At 66.5% G+C, this 19931-nt stretch carries 20 protein-coding genes; 13 read left to right on the forward strand and 7 right to left on the reverse strand.

All coding sequences use genetic code 11. The features are described from left to right. Window positions 1-3: 3 nt before the first annotated feature. Window positions 4-1263 (reverse strand): LysM peptidoglycan-binding domain-containing protein, encoded by a 1260-nt coding sequence (locus tag HMPREF3167_RS01375; protein ID WP_070445073.1) that lies wholly within the window; start codon window positions 1261-1263, stop codon window positions 4-6. A 136-nt stretch (window positions 1264-1399) separates the two neighbouring features. On the opposite strand from HMPREF3167_RS01375, the gene HMPREF3167_RS01380 reads away from it, so the two are divergent. Beyond that, on the forward strand, window positions 1400-1750 hold the full coding sequence (locus HMPREF3167_RS01380; protein ID WP_246825729.1) for an Rv2175c family DNA-binding protein: 351 nt from the start codon (window positions 1400-1402) through the stop codon (window positions 1748-1750). 3 nt (window positions 1751-1753) lie between these two features. On the opposite strand, the gene HMPREF3167_RS01385 is transcribed toward HMPREF3167_RS01380, so the two are convergent. Then, a complete protein-coding gene (locus HMPREF3167_RS01385; RefSeq protein ID WP_062612322.1) occupies window positions 1754-2803 on the reverse strand; it encodes a polyprenyl synthetase family protein in 1050 nt (349 codons plus the stop codon). A gap of 117 nt (window positions 2804-2920) precedes the next feature. On the opposite strand from HMPREF3167_RS01385, the gene HMPREF3167_RS01390 reads away from it, so the two are divergent. From HMPREF3167_RS01390 to HMPREF3167_RS01400, 3 genes are read left to right on the forward strand one after another with little or no spacing between them, the layout of a single operon-like run. Then, window positions 2921-4024, forward strand: coding sequence for a DUF4192 family protein (locus HMPREF3167_RS01390; RefSeq protein ID WP_083281022.1), 1104 nt, complete (start codon window positions 2921-2923; stop codon window positions 4022-4024). Between the two features lie 42 nt (window positions 4025-4066). Next, window positions 4067-4465, forward strand: coding sequence for a universal stress protein (locus tag HMPREF3167_RS01395; protein WP_062612325.1), 399 nt, complete (start codon window positions 4067-4069; stop codon window positions 4463-4465). A 57-nt stretch (window positions 4466-4522) separates the two neighbouring features. Then, entirely contained in the window at window positions 4523-6220 is a 1698-nt protein-coding gene (locus tag HMPREF3167_RS01400; RefSeq protein WP_371440118.1) for an RNA polymerase sigma factor, read from the forward strand. A gap of 50 nt (window positions 6221-6270) precedes the next feature. On the opposite strand, the gene HMPREF3167_RS01405 is transcribed toward HMPREF3167_RS01400, so the two are convergent. Continuing rightward, the gene (locus tag HMPREF3167_RS01405; RefSeq protein ID WP_062612693.1) at window positions 6271-6873 is read right to left on the reverse strand and encodes a 3'-5' exonuclease; all 603 of its coding nucleotides are present in this window, start codon (window positions 6871-6873) and stop codon (window positions 6271-6273) included. Window positions 6874-7263: 390 nt separating this feature from the next. Between HMPREF3167_RS01405 and HMPREF3167_RS01410 the strand changes: the two genes are divergently transcribed. The 3 genes from HMPREF3167_RS01410 to HMPREF3167_RS01420 are packed head-to-tail and all read left to right on the forward strand — an operon-like array spanning window position 7264 to window position 11423. Next, entirely contained in the window at window positions 7264-9396 is a 2133-nt protein-coding gene (locus tag HMPREF3167_RS01410) for a DNA gyrase/topoisomerase IV subunit B (RefSeq protein WP_068538349.1), read from the forward strand. Between the two features lie 33 nt (window positions 9397-9429). Further along, a complete protein-coding gene (locus HMPREF3167_RS01415; protein WP_062612329.1) occupies window positions 9430-10458 on the forward strand; it encodes a GNAT family N-acetyltransferase in 1029 nt (342 codons plus the stop codon). After that, window positions 10458-11423 (forward strand): GNAT family N-acetyltransferase, encoded by a 966-nt coding sequence (locus HMPREF3167_RS01420; RefSeq protein WP_062612331.1) that lies wholly within the window; start codon window positions 10458-10460, stop codon window positions 11421-11423. Before HMPREF3167_RS01415 ends, HMPREF3167_RS01420 begins: the two co-directional genes overlap by 1 nt. An 11-nt stretch (window positions 11424-11434) precedes the next feature. Here the strand turns inward: HMPREF3167_RS01420 and HMPREF3167_RS01425 are convergent, their stop codons facing one another. Continuing rightward, window positions 11435-13825: a DNA gyrase/topoisomerase IV subunit A gene (locus HMPREF3167_RS01425; RefSeq protein WP_070445079.1), complete on the reverse strand. Its 2391-nt coding sequence runs from the start codon at window positions 13823-13825 to the stop codon at window positions 11435-11437. A gap of 112 nt (window positions 13826-13937) precedes the next feature. Between HMPREF3167_RS01425 and HMPREF3167_RS01430 the strand changes: the two genes are divergently transcribed. Together HMPREF3167_RS01430 and HMPREF3167_RS01435 are read left to right on the forward strand one after the other, a co-directional pair. Continuing rightward, on the forward strand, window positions 13938-14498 hold the full coding sequence (locus HMPREF3167_RS01430; RefSeq protein ID WP_068538347.1) for a DUF5998 family protein: 561 nt from the start codon (window positions 13938-13940) through the stop codon (window positions 14496-14498). Continuing rightward, on the forward strand, window positions 14495-15574 hold the full coding sequence (locus tag HMPREF3167_RS01435) for an alkaline phosphatase family protein (RefSeq protein ID WP_068538346.1): 1080 nt from the start codon (window positions 14495-14497) through the stop codon (window positions 15572-15574). Before HMPREF3167_RS01430 ends, HMPREF3167_RS01435 begins: the two co-directional genes overlap by 4 nt. A 15-nt stretch (window positions 15575-15589) precedes the next feature. Here HMPREF3167_RS01435 and sepH read toward each other — a convergent pair whose 3' ends face one another. Further along, the gene (sepH, locus tag HMPREF3167_RS01440; RefSeq protein ID WP_062612338.1) at window positions 15590-16555 is read right to left on the reverse strand and encodes a septation protein SepH; all 966 of its coding nucleotides are present in this window, start codon (window positions 16553-16555) and stop codon (window positions 15590-15592) included. A gap of 185 nt (window positions 16556-16740) precedes the next feature. On the opposite strand from sepH, the gene HMPREF3167_RS01445 reads away from it, so the two are divergent. From HMPREF3167_RS01445 to HMPREF3167_RS01460, 4 genes are read left to right on the forward strand one after another with little or no spacing between them, the layout of a single operon-like run. Then, a complete protein-coding gene (locus tag HMPREF3167_RS01445; protein ID WP_062612340.1) occupies window positions 16741-17040 on the forward strand; it encodes a DUF4193 domain-containing protein in 300 nt (99 codons plus the stop codon). Window positions 17041-17048: 8 nt separating this feature from the next. Continuing rightward, window positions 17049-17669: a DUF3710 domain-containing protein gene (locus tag HMPREF3167_RS01450; protein WP_068538345.1), complete on the forward strand. Its 621-nt coding sequence runs from the start codon at window positions 17049-17051 to the stop codon at window positions 17667-17669. Then, window positions 17666-17914, forward strand: a complete 249-nt coding sequence (locus HMPREF3167_RS01455; protein WP_062612344.1) for a single stranded DNA-binding domain-containing protein — start codon at window positions 17666-17668, stop codon at window positions 17912-17914. The genes HMPREF3167_RS01450 and HMPREF3167_RS01455 overlap by 4 nt, the downstream gene beginning before the upstream one ends. Continuing rightward, entirely contained in the window at window positions 17907-18599 is a 693-nt protein-coding gene (locus HMPREF3167_RS01460) for a DUF3159 domain-containing protein (protein ID WP_070445085.1), read from the forward strand. Before HMPREF3167_RS01455 ends, HMPREF3167_RS01460 begins: the two co-directional genes overlap by 8 nt. Here the strand turns inward: HMPREF3167_RS01460 and HMPREF3167_RS01465 are convergent. Next, a complete protein-coding gene (locus HMPREF3167_RS01465; protein WP_062612348.1) occupies window positions 18596-19252 on the reverse strand; it encodes a potassium channel family protein in 657 nt (218 codons plus the stop codon). The genes HMPREF3167_RS01460 and HMPREF3167_RS01465 overlap by 4 nt on opposite strands. A gap of 1 nt (window position 19253) precedes the next feature. Continuing rightward, the gene (locus HMPREF3167_RS01470; protein ID WP_236698629.1) at window positions 19254-19916 is read right to left on the reverse strand and encodes a potassium channel family protein; all 663 of its coding nucleotides are present in this window, start codon (window positions 19914-19916) and stop codon (window positions 19254-19256) included. Between the last annotated feature and the right edge of the window lie 15 nt (window positions 19917-19931).

A 19931-nucleotide genomic window follows, 5' to 3' on the forward strand; every position in this document is an offset into this window, starting at 1 on the left:
GCTTTAGAAGCGGGCCATGGCCGCCTTTACCTTCGCCACGTAAGCGACGGTGTCGGAGCGCATGCCGTACTTTTTCACGCCGCCAAGGCCCTGGTAGTAGCCCGCGATGCCCTCATCGAAGCTCGATGCATTGTTTTGCAGGTAGCGGATGATCGACACGCCCGCCACCACGTTGTCATACGGATTGAGCAGGTCGAGGTTGCGGCCGACCATCTGGGAGGCCCACTGGCCCGAGGACGGGATGACCTGCATGACGCCGATCGCGTTGGCGGGAGAGACCGCCGTGGCGTCAAAGCCGGATTCGACGAAGGCGTGCGCGAGGGCCAGGCACGGGTCGACCCCCATGTCACGAGCCACACTGACGATCATCGACTGGACCTCGGCGCGCGAGGGCTGGGCCTTGCTGATGAGCGCGTACTTGTTGTCGTTCGCGGCCTCGACCGTGGAATCGGCGTACGTGTAGCCGGGGAAGTTGTTCTGCACCAGCTGCGGGCGGGAGGTCTGCGTTCCCGACGACGACTGGCCGGTGTTCGCCTGCGGAGCGGACTGCGCCGCGCCGCTGATGACGAGGGTCTGGCCCACGCCGATGCGGTTCGGGTTCGAGATACCGTTGGCGGCCACGAGTGCGGCGACCGTGGTGCCGTGCTTGGCCGCGATACCCGACAGGGTGTCGCCCGCGCGGACCACGTAGGTGGTGGCGGCCGGGGCGACGGGCTTGGTGGCAGGAGCGGCGGGGGTGGCCGGCTTAGCTGCGGGAGCTGTGGTGGCAGGTGTCGTGGCCGGTGCGATCGTCAGGCGCTGACCCACGTGGATGAGGTTAGGGTTCGCGATGCCGTTATCGGCGGCGAGCTTGGCCACGGTGGTGCCGTGGGCGGAGGCGATCCGGCCTAGCGTGTCGCCGGCCTTGACCACGTAGGCCGTGGTGGCCGGGGCGGACTGGACGGGCGCCGCAGGAGCCGCGGGGGCCGCCGCCTGTGCGGCCGAGGGAATCTTCAGCTGCTGGCCGGGGAAGATGAGGTTGACCGGATTTAAGGAGTTGGCCCGGGCGATCGCGGTAATGGTGGTACCGGCGCGCTTGGCGATTGTGGAGAGCGTGTCGCCAGGCTTGACCTGATAAGTCATCTCGGGGTCCTTGAAGACCGGGGTCTTAAAGACCGGGGCTTGCGGGGCCGGAGCGGTGGCCGCTTGTGCGACGGGTGTGATGAACGTGGCGGCCGTGGTTGCTGCGAGCGCGGCACCGGAGCGCCGAAGCCATGAGGACATGGAACCTCCATTAGGGCTTTGCACGTGTGACATATGTGCAAAGTGGTAAGAATGTTATTAATGATTCACCTGAGACATTAGTCGACTCGGCGGCGTGTTTCCACCCAAATCTTGAAAAGTGGGCTATATTGTGCGCGTGTTTGACGACCTTGAGTATCTGTCAGTGCCAGAAGTCGGCCATCGGCTGGGGATTCGCCAGCAGGACGTGCGCACAATGCTAAACGACCGTCGGCTGCTCGCCGTGCGGCGCGGGCCCAATCGCGCGCTCATGATCAGCGTTGACCAAATCGCAACCAAGGATGGCGCCGACGTCGCCCTGCCTTCGCTTCACGGCACGCTTACCATGCTCGCCGACCGCGGTATTGACGAGGAGGAGGCCTTCGCCTGGCTCCACACCGACGAGTCGGAGCTGGGGGTAGCGCCGATCGACGCGCTACGCGCCGGCCATCACAGGGCCGTGCGCCGCGTCATCTTGGGGCTGGGCTAAGTGCTAGGAGCGCCGCTCTTCGAGGCTGCTCATCGCTGCGCGCAGCAGGGGTGCCTCGGGCAGGGCGTCGGCCGCCGCTAGCGCCTGCTCCTCGTAGTCCCGGATCATCTGCTCGTGCGCAGCGAACGCGCCCGAGGAGCGCACGATGTCACGCACCGCCTCGACGTCGGCGTCGGTGAGGTCGCGCCCGAGGGCGCCGTCAACCAGGGCGCGGTCGGCGTCGCTGGCCATCTCCCGTACGAGCGCGAGGAGGGCGGTGTGCTTACCTTCGCGGAGGTCGCCTCCGGCGGGTTTGCCGGTCTGGTTGGGGCTGCCAAAGATGCCGAGCTCGTCGTCGCGCAATTGGAAGGCGATGCCGAGTGGGCGGCCGACAGCCGAGAGGGCGTCGATATCGGCGGGGGAGGCCCCGGCGAGCGCGCCACCGATCATGAGGGGCAGCTCCACCGAGTAGCGGGCGGACTTGTGGCGTAGGACGAGGAGGGCCTCGTCCAGTGCGGTGCCGAGGTCGTCGCGCAGGGGGGTGGTTTCGGCGCGCAAGTCAAGGTACTGGCCGTAGGCGGTCTCGGCCGTCATCTCGTGGAAGAGCGTGCGGGCGCGGGAAAGCGCTGCGGCGTCGGCGGCCTCTGCCCGGTCAATCTCGAGTGCCGCGAGGGAGAGCAGGAAGTCGCCGAGCAAGATCGCGGCTTTGGCCCCGAAGTCCTCGGCCTGGCCGATCATGCCCAGGTCGGCGTGCGTGGCGCTGAAGGCGCGGTGTGAGGCGGGTGCGCCGCGGCGGGTGTGAGATTCGTCGATGATGTCGTCGTGGACGAGGGCGGAGAGCTGATAGAGCTCGGCCGCGGTGCCGGCGTAGACGGGGCGGCCATCCCCGCCGAAGGCCTCGTGGCCGGCCGCGATGAGGAGGGCGCGTGTACGCTTACCGGACGCGGCGAGCGTGCGGGCCGGGGCGAGGAACTCCCGCCAGTGGCAGGTGGCGGCGGGGTCGTCGATAAAGGGCGCAGATTCGTCAAGCGCGCGGATGAGGCTGTGCGAGACAGCCGAGCTAAAACTCTCCATGCCCTGAGCCTATCGGCAAGGGCGAAAGTTAACCACATCCGCGCTTCGCGTACACCCTATCCACATTTGTGGGTATACACGGCAAGGATTACGCAGGGCGTTCGCAATACTTGCGTCATGGAAAGAATACGACTCAATCACCCCCATGAAATGCTCGCCCTCTTCCCCTACCTCTTCGGCTTCAAACCGAAGGAATCCGTGGTCCTTGTGGCGCTGACTGGAATCCACGGAAGGGTGGGCGGGCCCGTCGCTCGCGTCGATGCCCCCAGGGTGCACGCGGGCATCATCGACGTCGCACTCGAATTCGTCGACACGTTCTGCGTCAAGGACCTCTACATCGGCTGGTACGGCTCCGACCTGCACACCATGCTCGATGACCGCGATTCGGTGGACATCCTCGACACGGTGGGCCTTGCCTGCCAGCAACTGATCAACATGCGCACGGGTGGCGACGGCTGCGTCACGGTGGGGATCACCGACTACGACTCGTGGGCCGCCTGCCTCGACGCCCGCCACGGCACCTGGGAGGACCTGTGCGCCGAGGATCTCGTTATGCCCTTCGCCGAACTCGAGGCTGCCCCCGCCGTCGCCCAGGCCGTCTTCGACGGCAACGCGCCCGCGGGCAGGGAGCCGCCGCAGAAGCGGATGCGCCTGGAGTGGCCCGAGCGTCGTGACGCCGTAGCCGCCGCGCGCGCCTGGAAGGGAGGCAAGCGGCGCGGAGTGAAGCTGTGGCAGGGCGTGCTCGACGCGCTCGACGCCGGGGCAGACCCCGCAAGCGCGATCGGAAGCGAGGAGACGGCCGGTCAGCTCATCGCCGCGATGCACGACATCCTGCTACGCGACCAGCTCATCCTCTTCGGTGTGGACAAGGGCACGGTGAAGATGGGAGGAATCTCGGCCCGGCAGCTCATGAAGAAGCTGAGTGCCCTTCGAGAGCCCGCGCCCGAGCGCATCGGGATCATGATCGACCTCTTCGAATACCTAGCGGAGCGTTCCGACGACGCCGAACCGGCGCCCGCCGCCATGGCCGGCTACCTCTCCTGGTGGCAAGGAGACACAGATCGGGCGCTGATGAACGCCGTGTTGGCGATCGGATCGGACTACACGTACCCGCTGGCCAAGCTCGTTATGCACGCGCTCCACGTCAATCTGCCCTCGCCCAAGGACTACCCGCCTAAGCTCGTGAGAGAGCGTGAGCCGTCTTGGAACGGGGTTGAATAAACGTGTACATTTGAGAATAAATCCGACATAAGGAGGGGCGATATGGCGGTTATTGTTCCTGTCAGTCACGGCGGACGCGACGACGCGCTGAGTAGTGCCATCAGGCTGTGCAGGCGCGAAGATCAACCGCTCATCGCCCTCCTGCGCCGCCCAATCGGCGAATTCGAGCAGGAAGAGATCGATTCGGAGATCGATGAGCTGACCGACCGGCTCGATGGAGCCGACATCGGCTTCAGGATCGACGTGCGGGTCGATGAGACCGACCTGGCCACGCAGATCTCGGAGCTGGCGCGGGAGGAGTCCTCGTTCGTCGTCGTCTCGCTCGCACACAAGCCCGCCGGCGGAAAGCTCAGGCTCGGCTCGCAAATCCAAAAGCTCCTCCTCGAGTGCCCGTGCTCTGTGCTCGTGGTCCGCGAGCAGGGCGCTGAGGGGAATAATTAGGCCACGCGTGCGTTGACCTTAAGCGCGGAATCATGATTCGTCACGATTACCGCTATAATGGGCGAGTTGTACTACGAAAGGTTGCATGTGGCCGCATCAAAGTCTCAAGCTGTTACCCCCTCTTCTACCAGAGAGGTGTCAGTCGATGTCGCTGCGTTGCCGGGGATGAAGGTCGCCGAGCTACGCGCGCTCGCAAAGGAGCTCGGGCTTCAGTTGAACTCGCGTGCGGTCAAGGCGGAGCTGGTTGAGGCGATTACCGCCGCGGCGCCCGGAAAGGTTGCCGGCACGGACGGCCCCGCGAAGGCGGAGACTCCCGCCAAGAAGGCACCTGCTGCCAAGCAGGCCGCCAAGAAGGAAGCGTCCGCCAAGGCGACTGCCGCTGACGAGCAGGCCACCCAGCCCGCACCCGCCGAGCTGTCCAAACTCAAGGTGGGCGAGCTGCGTGAGAAGGCCACCGAGCTGGGCGTGGAGAGCCCCTCGAAGCTGCGCAAGGCCGAGCTGGTTGAGGCTATTCTCGCCGCCGCCCCGGCCAAGGCCGCGGTCGAGCCGAAGGTGGAGGACGAGGACGAGCCCGAGGAGAGCCCAGCCTCCCCGGATGAGCCGGAGACGGACGAGGAACTCGATGAGGACCTGGATGATGAGGACCTCGACGAGCTTGAGCTCGATGACGACCTGGACGAGGACTCCGGCGAGGACGAGGAGGGCGAAGACGAGGAGCGAGAAGACGAGTCGGCCGACCAGTCGGTGGTCATTACCGCCGAGGCGGCCAAGACGTCCAAGGGCGCGTTCGTCGTCAAGGATTCGGACGATACCGACGAGCCGGCCCAACGCGTACTCGTGGCGGGTGCTACCGCCGATCCGGTCAAGGATTACCTCAAGCAGATCGGTAAGGTGCCCCTGTTGAACGCGGCCGAGGAGGTCGAGCTCGCCCAGCGCATTGAGGCGGGCCTGTTCGCCCAACACATCCTCGACACCACGGAGATTGAGGACCGCAAGTACCACCGCGAGCTCGAGATCATCGCCCGCGACGGGCGCAACGCCAAGAATCACCTGCTCGAGGCGAACCTGCGCCTCGTAGTCTCGCTCGCCAAGCGCTACACCGGACGCGGCATGCTCTTCCTGGACCTCATCCAAGAAGGCAACCTTGGCCTCGTGCGCGCGGTGGAGAAGTTCGACTACGCCAAGGGCTTTAAGTTCTCCACGTACGCAACCTGGTGGATCCGCCAGGCGATCACGCGCGCGATGGCCGATCAGGCCCGCACGATCCGCATCCCGGTGCACATGGTTGAGGTCATCAACAAGCTCGCGCGCGTCCAGCGCCAGATGTTGCAAGACCTCGGGCGCGAACCCACTACCGAGGAGCTGGCACGCGAGCTCGACATGACCGAGGAGAAGGTCATCGAGGTGCAAAAGTATGGCCGCGAGCCGATCTCGTTGCACACGCCGCTGGGTGAGGACGGCGATTCGGAGTTCGGCGACCTCATCGAGGACTCCGAGGCCGTGGTCCCGGCCGACGCGGTGGGCTTCACGCTCCTGCAGGAGCAGCTCCACCAGGTACTTGACACGCTCTCGGAGCGCGAGGCCGGCGTGGTCTCGATGCGCTTCGGCCTCACCGACGGCCAGCCGAAGACTTTGGACGAGATCGGCAAGGTCTACGGGGTCACGCGCGAGCGTATCCGCCAGATCGAGTCGAAGACGATGTCTAAGCTGCGCCACCCGTCGCGGTCGCAGGTGTTGCGCGACTACCTGGAGTAACGGCCGGGGCCGCCCGGGCCGCCCAGCATCACGCGCCTGGAGTAGGACGCCTAGCTGATGGGCGCCCAGCACCGGGCGCGTTCCCATTGGGCGGGGTAGACGGGGGCGCCGTCGCGGTTCGTGGCCGTGTCAGTGTAGCGCTGGCCGCGCTGTTCGAACTCCACGTAGTAGCGTAGGAGGCTGGCGCAGGTTTCGGCGTCGTGCATGGCGCGGTGGCGCGGTGCGGGCGGCAGTCCGAGCCGTTTGGCCACCCCGCGCAGCGAATGCGATCCCGGGGGCAGGTATATGCGTGACTGGTCCATCGTGCACACGCACGCCCCCTCGTCGAGGCCAAGGTCGTACCCGGCCCGCGCAAGCTCGCGGCTGAGGAAGGCGCGTTCGAAGGCGGCGTGGTGGGCCACGAGCACCCGCCCGGCCAGCAGCTCGAGCACCCGCCCGGAGATCTCCGCGAAGCGCGGAGCGCCTGCGAGCGCGGCGTCGGTCAGGCCGTGGATCTCCACCGCGGAGGTGGCGCGGCCGGGGTTGACGAGACTCTGCCACCGCCCTTCCTCGACTAGGTTGCGGTCAAGGAGGATGACCGCGATTTCGACGATGCGGTCGGCGCGGCGGTCGAGCCCGGTGGTCTCGACGTCGACAACGGCGAAGGAAGTCATGGCCACCATTGTTCCACACCGCCTTTAGGCCGCAGGCGAACGTGGGTGAGATAAGAGGAATAATGCGGGCGCGACGTGCTTTGATCGTAGTGTGAACGCAATACTTGATACTCCCGTGCTAACCGCCGCTGACCGCTGCGATGCCTGCAACGCACAGGCCTACGTCCGTGTGGAGTTGCCGTCGGGTCAGCTTCAGTTCTGTGCCCATCACTGGCGCAGGCACATGCCAGCCTTGGAGAAGGTGGCCATTACTGTCATTGACGAAACGAACCGGGTATAACACTCGTTCGCGGGGGCCGGCGCGAGCCGGCCTTTTTCTTTGCCCGAATGCGCTTCGTGGCGCGTTCTACTCCGCGTGCGTCCCTCACAGGGTGGCGGCGAGCGGCTATCATGCCAAGCGTGTCAAGTACTGAAAAGCAGGAATATAACGCCCGCCACCTGTCGGTCCTCGAGGGCCTGGAAGCCGTGCGCAAACGCCCGGGCATGTACATCGGCTCCACCGATTCGCGCGGGCTCATGCACTGCCTATGGGAGATCATTGACAATTCGATCGACGAGGCGACCGAGGGCTATGCGTCCTCGATCCGCGTGACGCTGTTCTCGGACGGCTCGGTTGAGGTGGAGGACAACGGGCGCGGCATCCCGGTGGACGAGGTGCCGGGCACGGGCGCCTCCGGCGTCGAGGTGGTGTATACCAAGCTGCACGCGGGCGGCAAGTTCGACTCGGCCAACTACGGTTCGGCCGGCGGCCTGCACGGTGTGGGCGCCTCGGTGGTCAACGCGCTCTCCCAGCGCCTCGACGTGGCCGTCAAGCGCGAGGGCAAGGTGTGGGAGATGTCCTTCCAGCGCGGCGAGCCCGGCGTGTTCGACGACGCCGGCGCCCCGGCCCCCGACGCCCCCTTCACCCCGTTCACCACCAGCTCCGAGCTGCGCGTGACCGGGAAGGTGGCGAAGAAGGTGACGGGCACGCGGGTGCGGTATTGGGCTGACCCGGAGATCTTCCCGAAGGATACCGAGTTTTCCTACGCGCACTTGATCGAGCGCGTGCGCGAGAAGGCCTTCCTCGTGCCGGGCCTCGAAGTCGTCGTGCGCGACGAGCGCGGCCTGCCCGAGCGCGCCGACGCGCCGGTGGAGGAGGTCTTCAAGTACGACGGCGGCGTGGTGGACTTCGTCGACCATCTGGCCACCGACCCGGCCGTGTCTCGCACCATGCACCTGACCGGCCAGGGCACGTTCGACGAGACCGTCCAGGTGCTCGACAAGAAGTCGGGCCATCTGCGGGCACGAGAGGTGGAGCGTGTGTGCGACGTCGACATCGCGCTGCGCTGGGGCAACGGTTACGACACGCGCGAGGAGACCTTCGTCAACATCATCGCCACCCCGAAGGGCGGCACGCACCTGGTGGGCTTCGAGCAGGGGCTAGTCAAGGTGGTCCGCGCCCAGATCGAGGCCAAGTCGCGCCAGCTCAAGGTCACGGCGCGCGATCCGCGCATCGAAAAGGACGACATCCTGGCGGGCCTCACGGCCGTCGTCGCCGTGCGCTTCCCCGAGCCGCAGTTTGAGGGGCAGACCAAGGAGGTGCTGGGCACGGCACCTATCCGCGCGATCGTGGCGAAGGTGGTCGAGGAGGGGCTAACGCGCGAGTTCGCTTCCACCAAGCGGGATGCGAAGGGCGAGAACCAGCGCGTTTTGGAGAAGGTGGTGGCGGAAATGCGCGCCCGCGTGGCCGCCCGCACCCAGAAGGAAATCTCGCGGCGGAAGAACGCGTTGGAGACGTCGTCGTTGCCGGCGAAGCTGGCCGACTGCCGATCGGACGACATCGAGCGCACCGAGCTGTTCATCGTGGAGGGAGATTCGGCGCTCGGCACCGCCAAGCTCGCCCGCGACTCCGAGTTCCAGGCCCTGCTGCCGATCCGCGGCAAGATCCTCAACGTGCAAAAGGCCTCGCACACCGACATCTTGAACAACCAGGAGGTCTCTTCGATCATCCAGGTGGTAGGGGCCGGCTCGGGGCGCACCTTTGACCTGGACGCGGCGCGCTACGGCAAGGTGATCTTCATGACCGACGCGGATGTGGACGGCGCCCACATCCGCACCCTGCTGCTCACGCTGTTCTTCCGCTACATGCGCCCCCTTGTGGAGGCCGGGCGCGTGTATGCGGCGGTCCCGCCGCTGCACCGGGTGGAGGTGGCAGGCCGCGGCGGAAAGAAGGGGGAGTATATCTACAGCTACTCCGACGCCGAGCTGCACCGCATCCTCGCCCGTCTGGAGAAGAGTGGGCGCACGTACAAGCAACCGATCCAGCGCTACAAGGGCCTGGGCGAGATGGACGCCAACCAGCTGGCGGAGACCACCATGGATCCATCCCACCGGATGCTGCGTCGAGTGTCGCTCGCCGACGAGGAGGCGTTGCGTTTCGCCGAGGACACCTTCGAGCTGCTCATGGGATCGGAAGTGGCGCCGCGGCGCGATTTCATCGTCGAGGGCGCGGACGATATTTCGCGCGAGCAGATCGACGCGTAGGCGTTGCACGGCACCATTGGTAGACTGAGGCATATGCAGACGGGAGAGATCACGGGACGTTCACTCGCACAGCGTTTGGCTGCGCCGAGCGAGCTGGCGGGGCCAAGCCCCCACCTGGGGTTGACCTGGGCCCGGCTCGCCGCAGGGGACCTCGACGAACTGTCCGAGCTCCTGGCCGAATCGGCCGACCCGGAAATCTGCGACGAGCTCCGCATCCTCCAGCAGGTCACGCCATGGGTAGAGGCCAGCGAGGAGGAGCGGAAGAACCTGGACGCGATCGTGGGACGCGACGCCAGCGGTCAGCTCCAGGCGATCGGGCTTGTCTTCAACAATCCCCACCCGCTCACCGAGGCCCAGGCCAACATCTACGGCGTGATCCGTCCGCACTGGCGCGGCCGTGGCATCGGCCGGGCGCTTCTCGAGTGGCAGGACGGGCGGGCGCGTCAGCTCATGCTCGACGCCGGCTACGACCTGCCGGCCTCTATCCGTTCCAGGGCACGGCTATCGAACATGGAACGACGCCGCCTGCTCGCCGCTGGCGGGTTCTCCCCGCACACGCGCTGGACGTACATGGACGTGGACTTGGGCGCCGAGCACGCCGAGCACGCGCGCGGTGCAAGGGCGCGCCTCGAGGAGCGCGGCATGGAGCTTATCGCCTTTGACGACAAGCATTCGGATGAGGTGCTGCGCCTGCACAACCGGATCTCGATGGTGATGGATCGGCGCCAGCCCATGTCGCAGGCCGAGTGGGTGGACTGGATGACGCCGGAGGATCGGGCGACGTCGGTGCTACTCACTGACGGGTCGAACCTGGTGGGCTACTCGCTCAACTCCGCCGACGGGTCCACGATGTGCGTGAAGTTCTACGGGGTGGAGCGCGGTTTTCGCCACCAGGGCATTGGCACCGACCTGGTGGTGGCCCAGATGGGAACCGCGTTGGAACGGGGGATCGCGCACATGCGCGTGCCGGTGATCTCCGAGGCGACGCCAGCTACCGACTTCCTTACGTCTTATGGCTTTTTCGAAGGCTCCTCCCAGATCCTCTACTCGATTGATATCTGATGGCTGACTGGACGTGGAGTGCGCTGAGCGCGGAGGACGGGCCTCACGTGTACGCGATCATCGCGGCGATTGAGGAGGCCGACTCCGCAGCGAACCGAACCACCCGGCACGAGGTGGAGGGATATTTTGCCGACTCCCACGCCTGGCGCGCCCAGGGCGTGTGGGAGGGGGAGGAGCTCGTGGCCTTTGGCCTGGCCCGGACCCCGGCAAAGAACGCCGGCGAGCACCCGATCACGATCTCTGGTGGGGTGGCGCCGTCGTGGCGCTCGCACGGGGTGGGCCACAACCTGCTCGAGCGCCAGCTCCGCACGGCCCACGATCTTGCCACCGAGCTTGGTCTGGACGACGCGCTGGTCCAAATGTACGTGGATGCCTCGCAGGGCGCCCTGTTTGAGATGGCCACCCGTTTCGGCTTCCGCGCCAATTCGCGCTACGTGCAGATGCGGCGGAGCCTGGACGTACCCGCCACGGTCACTGAGGTCTCCTCCTACATTCAGATCGTCAAGATGGGCACGGACTGGGTGAAGGATTCGCGCAAGGCCCATAACCGCGTGATGGCCGAAAACGAGATGTCCGCGATGAGCGGCAATGCGTGGGCCAAGCGCCTGGAGCAGATGGACGAGGACCTGTGCCTGGTGGCGATCGATCTCTTCGGGGATCGGCCCCGGCTCGCCGGCTACGTGCTGGCCTCCCGCTTCGCGTCGGGCCTCGACGGCCACGGAGTCGACAACACGGTGCCGGACGAGGGCTACATCGAGGAGATCGTGGTGCTGCCCGAATGGCGCGGCAAGCACGTGGCCTCTAACCTCCTGGCCACCGCCGTGGAGCGTTTCCGCGCGGCGGGTCTGAGCTACATCGGGCTGGACGTCACGGCCGACGGCGCGGACTCGGACCTCGTCACGGTCTTCGAGCACTTCGACTTCACGCGTGTGGCCGAGACTTATATCATGACCACGCGCGTCTAGCCGGCCCGGCCTTAGCCGATCGCCATGACCACCGAGCTGAGCTGAGTTCCGGAACCGTCGCGCCGCTCGTCAACGTCGGGGAGCGCCACCGGCTTGCCATGGGCGTCGCTCGCGCGCGGGGGCAGCTCACCCACCCACGCCATCTGCAGCTGGTCCTCGCCGCGCAGGAAGCGCTGTGTGCGCACGCCGCCGGTGCCGCGGCCCTTGGCGGGGTAGCGGTCGAGCGGGGTGACCTTGGCTGAGCCGGGCACGGTGCCGGGAAGCGATCCGGATGAGCCGGCGATGGTGAGCACACAGTGGGCCGCGAGGTCGCCCGCGGGCACTACTCCGAGCGCGATCACCCGCGCCTCGCCGAGGCGGATGCCGGCAATGCCCTGGCCTGCCCGGCCTTGCGGGCGCACGCCGGCCGCTGGGAAGCGCAGGAGCTGGGCGCCGGAGGTGACGAGGACAATCTCGTCGTTATCGGAGGCGGGGGCCGCGCCGATCACCTCGTCCCCGTCGGCGAGCTTGATGAGGTCGATCGCGCCGCGGTCGGGGTAGTCAGGGTTGACGCGTTTGATCTTGCCTTGGGCGGTGGCGAGCGCGAGGACGGGCGGCTCATCGAGGTTGACCAGGCCGACCACGTGCGAATCCTTGCCCGCCAGCAGGAGCTCGCGCACGGGCGCGCCGCCGGACAGGCCCGGGGCCTGCTCGGTTTCGGGGATCGCGGGGATGTCGACCACGTTCAGGCGCGTGACCGAGCCGTCGGAGGTGATGACCCCGATCGCGGACAGGTTGGTGGTTGCGACCTTGGTAACCACGGCGTCGTGGCGCTGGCGCGGACCGGAGCGCGAGGGCTCGGTGGGGGTGACGACGCGGGCGATGAGGCCGTCGCCGGACAGGAGCACCCAGCACGGATCGTCCTCGACCTTGAGCGTGGAGGTGGCCGTGGCGGCCTCGGATTCGAGTAGCACCGTGCGGCGCGCAGTGGCGAACTCGCGGGCGGTCTGGGCCAGCTCAGCAGAGACGAGTGAGCGCAGCTTGGCCTCGGAGGCGAGGATCTCGCTCAGCTGTTCGATCTGGCTTTCCAGCTCGCACTTTTCCTGCTCCAGCTCGATCTGGGAGAACTTGGTCAGCCGGCGCAGGCGTAGCTCGAGGATGTAGTCGGCCTGGACCTCGGTGAGGTCGAAGACCTTCATCAGGCGGTCCCTGGCGATCGCCGAGTCGTCGGAGGAGCGGATGACGGCGATGACCTCGTCGATGTCGAGGATCGCGATGAGCAGGCCCTCCACCAGGTGCAGGCGGTCCTTGGCCTTCTGGAGTCGGAAAGCGGTGCGGCGCCGGGTGACGGTGAGGCGGTGGTCGAGGAAGACCTCGAGCAGGGCCTTGAGGCCGAGCGTGCGCGGCTGGCCGTCCACGAGCGCCACATTGTTGATGCCGAAGGAATCTTCGAGCGGGGTGTGCTTGTACAGGTCGGCCAGCACGGCCTCGGGGTTGAAGGAGTTCTTCACCTCGATGACGAGGCGCGTGCCGTGCTTACGGTCGGTGAGGTTCTGCACCCCCGTGATGCCCTGCAGTTTCTTGGACTGCACCCCGTCCTTGATCTTGTCGATCACCTTTTCCGGGCCCACCAGGTAGGGCAGCTCGGTGAAAATGATGCCCTTCTTGCGGGCGGTGATGTTTTCGATGTGGGCGGTGGCGCGGGTGCGGAAGACGCCGCGGCCTGTCTCGTATGCCTGGCGGATCCCGTTCAGCCCCACGATCTTGCCGCCCTCCGGCAGGTCGGGGCCGGGAATGTAGCGCATGAGCTCGTCGAGCGTCGCCTCGGGGTGATCCAGCAGGAAGCGCGCGCCGGCGATCACCTCGCCGAGGTTGTGGGGGGCCATGTTCGTGGCCATGCCCACCGCGATGCCCGACGAGCCGTTGACCAGCAGGTTCGGGATTGCGGCCGGCAGCACCTCGGGCTGCATGTAGGTGTTGTCGTAGTTGGGCACCATGTCCACGACGTCCTCATCCAGGTCCGCCGTCATCGCCAGGGCGGCGGGCGCCATGCGCACCTCGGTGTAGCGGGCGGCCGCGGGCCCGTCGTCGAGCGAGCCGAAGTTGCCGTGCCCGTCCACCATGGGCAGTCGCATGGTGAAGGGCTGGGAGAGGCGGACCATGGCGTCGTAGATGGCCGAGTCGCCGTGCGGATGGAGGCGGCCCATGACCTCTCCGATCACGCGCGAGGACTTGACGTGCCCCCGGTCGGGGCGCAGGCCCATGCGGTCCATCTGGAACAGGATGCGGCGCTGGACGGGTTTGAGGCCGTCGCGGGCGTCGGGCAGGGCGCGCGCGTAGATGACGGAATAGGAGTACTCGAGGAAGGACGTGCGCATCTCCTGTGACACGTCGATGTCAACGATTTGCTCAGTGGTGGCCATTCTTCCATTATCTGGCCCACGCGAGCTGCTACCGGCGAGCCGGCACCCCGTGTTGCCGTGATGTTCGTGACCCGACGTCGCTTGCCGGGCGTGGTTTTGGGACAATGGGGCAATGATTGATATGCGATCCGACCTCGACGATGCGCTGTTGACCCTGGTGGCGCAGGAGTCGCCCGTTCTTGCTGACATCCGCCAGGCCCTTGGCGACGACGTCGTGCGCGCCTTCTACGTCCGGCCCGAGACGGTCTTCGACGCGGACTCGGTCTATGACAGGATCGTCGCCTTCATCGTTACCGTCACACGGCTCGTACTCGTCTATTCGGACACGAACTACGAGATGGACACTCGCGGCGAGTACGTCACCACGGCGCAGTCGGTGTGCCTGTCGGAGATCAAGGAGCACCACGTGGTGCGCCGGCGTGAGTTTCGCGGGGAGCGCGTGGGCGAGCTCAACTCCATCCTACTGCGCCTGCGCTGGGGTGCCGCCTACAGTCAGGACCTCCAGCCTGGCGCATGCGACGACCCGAACTGCACGAACGACCACGGATACGTGGGTGTGGTGACGAACGAGGACCTCCAGCTCTTCCTCGACCGCCACGTCGATTCCACCCATTTCGCCCAGGGGGTGGCCTTCATCGACGACGTGGAGCGGATCCTCGGGCGGCTTTCATGATCCGGCCGGGCCAGGAGAACATTGCCGGCGTCCTGCCGGGCGTGCTGCGCGCCCTCGGGGCGGGCGGCGAGTCCGCGCTCGAGTTCCCCTCCGCTCGCCGCGCGTGCGTGGTTATGGTGGACGGCCTGGGCTACCGCAACCTCGACCAGCGCCGCGGGCACACGCCGACCCTGCGCTCTCTTGACATGCGCGCCATCACCACGGTGGTGCCGTCGACGACGGCGGCCGGCATCTGCGCGCTCGGCACCGGCGCTCTGCCGGGCAGGACGGCCATGGGCGGATATGCCCTGCGCCTGCCGGGCAGCACGGACGTCTTCAACCTCATCGCGTGGAACTCCCCGCACGTGGATCCGGTGGAGTGGCAGACCGTGCCCACCGTCTTCGAAAGCACGGACCTCGACACAGTGAAGATCCACCCACGCCGCTTCGTCGACTCCGGGCTCACGCTTGCCGCGCTCCGCGGCGGCCGCACCGCCGTCGCCGAAAAGCTCGAAGCGCGCGTTGACGCCGCGATCGCCGAACTCAAGGCTGGTGCCGACCTCGTCTACCTGTACTGGGGCGACCTCGACTCCACCGGCCACCACAACGGCTGGGAATCGGAGGCCTGGATCTACGAACTCGAGCACTTGGATGCCGAGCTCGGCCGGCTACGACGCCTCCTGCCGCGCGACACGCTGCTCGTGCTCACGGCCGACCACGGCATGATCGACGTCAACGAGCGCTATGACATCGCGGACGTGGAGGAGCTCACCCGCGGGGTGGAGGTCGTGGCCGGAGAATCGCGCGCGCTACACCTGTACACGGCGGAACCGCAGGCAGTGGCTGCGCGCTGGCGGGACGTGCTGGGGGAGCGGGCCTGGATCTTCACTCAGGGCGAGGCCGAAAAGGCCGGGTTGTTTGGGCCGATGGGGAGCTTCGCGCGCGAGGTCTTGGGAAATGTCCTCGTCTTCGCGAAGGGCAACCTGGCGATCGTCGACTCGCGCTACCAGAGCGAAGGCGCAATTGGGCTCGTCGGCGTGCACGGCTCGCTCACCGAGCAGGAGATGATGGTCCCGCTCGTCATCGACCACGCCTAGAACTATGGTGTGGTCCTAGTCGTCCTTCGAGTATCCGAAGACGATCTCGTCCCACGTGGGCATCGCCGGGCGGTTGCGCCGTTTCTTCGGCTTGTCCACCTTTTCAACCTTGGGGGCCTCCGGTGCGACGCCGGGCAGGGCCTGCTGGGCCTCATCCTTCGAGGCGTCCCCATCTTCCTTTGCCGCGGGCGTGGGCAGGGAAAGAACCGTGGCGTCCTGGGCCGCCTCCGGCTCGGAGTCAGCCGGGTGGGCGCCGTCGAACTCGGGCATCGGCTGGACCTGGCCGCGCTTGGAGTTGAGGGAGGCGAGCATCGAATCGATGTCCACGGGGCTGCCCGCAGAGGCCGGCTGGGCGTCGATCACCGAGGCCTTCTGCTCCGGCTCGGCCGCCGGCGTGTTTGGCTTACGCCAGGGGCTCGCGGGGGCCGGGATCTGGTTTTCGGTGAGCCAGGTCGCCTCGTCGTTGCGCGCCTGGAGAGTCTGGGCCTTCGTGTTAACCGACCAGCGGGCGACGTTGACCACCCCGCCGCTGGTGTACGTGGCGGAGAGAATCCACGGTTCGCCTTGCTCGCGGCGGGCGTCCCACGTGACCTCCCCGGCCTCCACCCCGCGGGTCAGCAGGCGTGAGGCCACCAGCTCCTCCAGGCTCATGCCGCCGTCCTCGTGGCCCTGGCGGTACAAGCGGGCGTTCTGGGCCACGTACTCGCGCTCGGCAAAAATTGGGTAGGCCAAGTTGGTCAGCTGCGAGGGCGGGAGCGAGGAGATCTCGGAGACCTCGGCCACCGTGCGCCCGGCGCGGAAGTACGCCTGGATCTCGCGCGGCGTGATCGGCTTGGGTGCATCCTCGCCCGCGGCGCTCACGTCTGTGCGCAGAGCCGCCCGCAGTTCGTCGGTGATTGGAAGTACGTATCGATTGCCATCTGAATCATTCAGGCTCAGCTTTTGCCCATCCTGAAGCCCCAACAATTCGAGCTCGATCATGTTTGCCTCCTACATTCCTGCAACAAGCGTGCCACCTGGCGGCATTCAATGGGGCCACGGGCGGCGGTGTGTTGGCCAATGTGAGCCAAATTGTCTCACGTATTCACTAATTCAGAACCAATGTTGTCAAACGCGGCAAGCTCTGGTAGAAAGTGCGTGAACATCGAGCTATTCAAGGGGAGATCATGGCCACAGATTACGATGCGCCGCGAAAGCAGGATGAGGAACTAAAGGAGGATTCCCTCACCCAGCTCAACGCGCGAAACAACAATCACCAGTCCAACTCTGTTGATGAAGACGAGGTGGAGGCCGCCGAGGGCTTCGAGCTTCCGGGTGCGGACCTGTCGAACGTTGAGCTCTCCGTTGCAGTTGTTCCCGCCCAGGATGATGAGTTCACCTGCTCCCACTGTTTCCTCGTCCATCACCGCTCCCAGCTGGCATACGAGGAGGACGGCCTGCCCGTCTGCGCCGAGTGCGCTTCCTAGGAGGACCGATGGTGTGGCCCTTCGGGAAGAAGAAGCAGGTAGTAGGCGCGGACGCCGTCGTTGATGAGGCGGAGGTCGAGGCAGCGGTAGAGGCGCCCACGGTCGGTCCGTTCGACGCCGGCGATGTGACGATCGGCAAGCGCCTGGACGCCGGCTCGCTGTGGATCCCCGTCATCCCCGACACGACTCTCCAGTTCACCCTTGACCGCCGGCGCGAGCAGGTACTCGGCATCGTGTACTCGAAGAACTCTTCGGCCCTGCAGCTACAGGTGTTTGCCGCTCCACGCTCGGCGAAGCTGTGGGACGACGTGCGGCGCGACATGCGCACCTCGATCGCCAACCAGGGCGGTTTCTCGCAGGAGGTGGAGGGCCCGCTCGGCCCCGAGCTGCACGCGCAGATGCCCGTTCCCAATTCCAAGGCGATGGCCCCGCACCGCTTCCTCGGCGTGGATGGGCCGCGCTGGCTGTTGCGCGCCACGCTGTATGGCAAGGCCGGTTCGGATGAGGCGGCGGCGAACGAGATGATCGAGATCGTCCGCGACGTGGTGGTCAACCGCGGTCAGGCCCCGCACCCGCCGCGCGAGCTGCTCCCGCTCGAGATCCCGGAGCAGGTGACGGCGCAAGAATGACGCGGCGGCGCGAGCTGGTTGGCACGGTCCGCTCCATCACCTACCCCGGTGCGGGGTTGGTGCACCGGGTACTGGTCCGGCTCGACACCGACGACGGCCCGCTCACCTTGCATTTCATGTCGAGGACCACCCTCGAATGCGTAGATATCGGCACGAAGATCCGCGTAGCGGGCGCCCTCACGCGCCACCGCGGCGTGCCCACCATGTTCAACCCCAGCTTGGAAGTGACGAACGACGATGACTGAGTCCACGAACACCACCGGAATGCGCGCCCTGGTTGAGGACGACTTCGACGTCGTGGCGGCCGTGGGCGGCGTGCGCGGGGTGGTGGAGGCCACGATCCCCACCGTCCTTTTCCTCGTTCTCTACACCGTGATGCACAACCTCAACCTGGCTGTCGGCATCTCGCTGGCCTCCTCCCTGGCCTTTATCCTGATCCGGGCGATCCAGCGTATCCCCGTCACCCCCGCGCTCGGCGGCCTGTTCGCCATCGCCCTGTCCGCCTTCGTCACGTGGCGCAGTGGGGAGGCGTCGAACTTCTTCGTGTGGGGGCTCCTGACGAACGCGGGCTACGCCGCGGCCCTACTCATCTCAATCCTCGTGCGTTGGTCGGCGCTCGGGTTGCTCATCGGGTTCTTCCGTGGGGACGCCACAGGCTGGCGCACCGACCCCACCCAGCGGGTCACCCGCCGCCGCTACGTGCTCATCACGTGGATGTGGCTGGGCTTATTCCTCCTCCGACTTGCCGTCCAGGGCCCGCTCTACCTCGCCCACGCCACCGAGGCGCTCGGGATCGCCCGTCTCTTTATGGGCGTGCCGTTCTTCGCGTTGGTCGGCTGGTTCACGTGGTTGCTGGTCAAGGACTTGCCCGACGTGCCCGCGGTTATGGACGAGACCGACGCGACCGGCGTCGTGACCGAGGAGCGCTAGAGGATCTCCTCGATGTCGGCCAAACCCTCGGAGGCATTGGCGCCCACGAGGACGAGGAGCTGATCGCCGGCGTCGATCGACATGTCGGTGCTGGGGAAAAGTGGAACGCCGTCGCGCACCACGCCCGTGACCAGAATGTCGGGCGGGAGGGCGATCTGACCGAGCGCGTGGGCGGTGAAGAGCGAGCCCTCGGAGACGGTGGCCAGATACATCGTGGCGCCGGACTGGAACTCCATGCGGCGCACGAGCTTGCCGGTGGAGACGGCCTCGGAGATGATCCCGGCCATGATCTGCGGGGTGGAGACTGCGACGTCGACGCCCCAGGATTCGTCGAAAAGCCAGGCGTTGGACGGGTTAGAGACGCGGGCGATGACGCGCGGCACGCCGAACTCGGTCTTTGCCAGGAGGGAGAGGACGAGGTTTGCCTTGTCATCTCCGGTGGCGGCGACAACGGCGTCGGTGTCGTTCAACCCGGCGGCCTCGAGGACGGACAGTTCGCACGCGTCGCCGAGGACCCAGTCCGCCTCTGGCACGGAGGCCACGCGCATCGCCTCGGGCTTGATGTCGATGAGGGTCAGTTCGTGCCCAGCTTCGCTCATTTCGCGGGCGAGCGAGCGGCCAACTGAACCGGCTCCGGCTACCAGAATCTTCATGTCACCGTACCTTCGCGGGGTGGTTGGTCACGCGCTGGATCGCCTGGGCGTCGGCGAGCGCCGCGACGAAGCGCAACTCATCCCCGTCCTGGATCACGGTGGAGGCCGTGGGCATGACGAGTTGGAGGTTGCGGGTGATATAGGCCAGGCGCGCCCCAGTTTCGGCCTCAATGTCGGCTACCGTGCGCCCATACCAGGAGGGATCGAGGTCAACGAAGAAGAGCGCGGTGCCGGTGGCTGAGTCGATGTGCTCCACGTATGGCCCGAGCGGGATGAGGTTGCGCATCACCTGGTCCGCCGTCCAGGAAACGGGGGCCACCACGTCGATACCGAGCTTGTTGTAGACCCCGGCACGCGAGGAATCGTAGATGCGGGCCACCACGTTGTCCACGCCGAACGTTTCGCGCACCACGCGGGCGGCGATGATGTTCGAGTTGTCCCCGGAGGACACGGCGGCAAAGCCGGCCGCCTCTTCGATGCCGGCTTGGCGCAACGCGTCGCGGTCGAAGCCGACGCCGGTGACCTGCTGGCCCTGAAAGGAATCGGGAAGGCGCTGGAAGGCGTGCGAGTTTTGATCGATGATGGCCACCGAGTGCCCACGATCTGCGATGTTGACGGCGAGGCTGGCGCCAACCCGGCCGCAGCCCATAATGACGAAATGCACGACTTAGACGTTACC

The sequence above is a fragment of the Trueperella sp. HMSC08B05 genome (assembly GCF_001808405.1).
Classification (GTDB): Bacteria; Actinomycetota; Actinomycetes; order Actinomycetales; family Actinomycetaceae; genus Trueperella; species Trueperella bernardiae.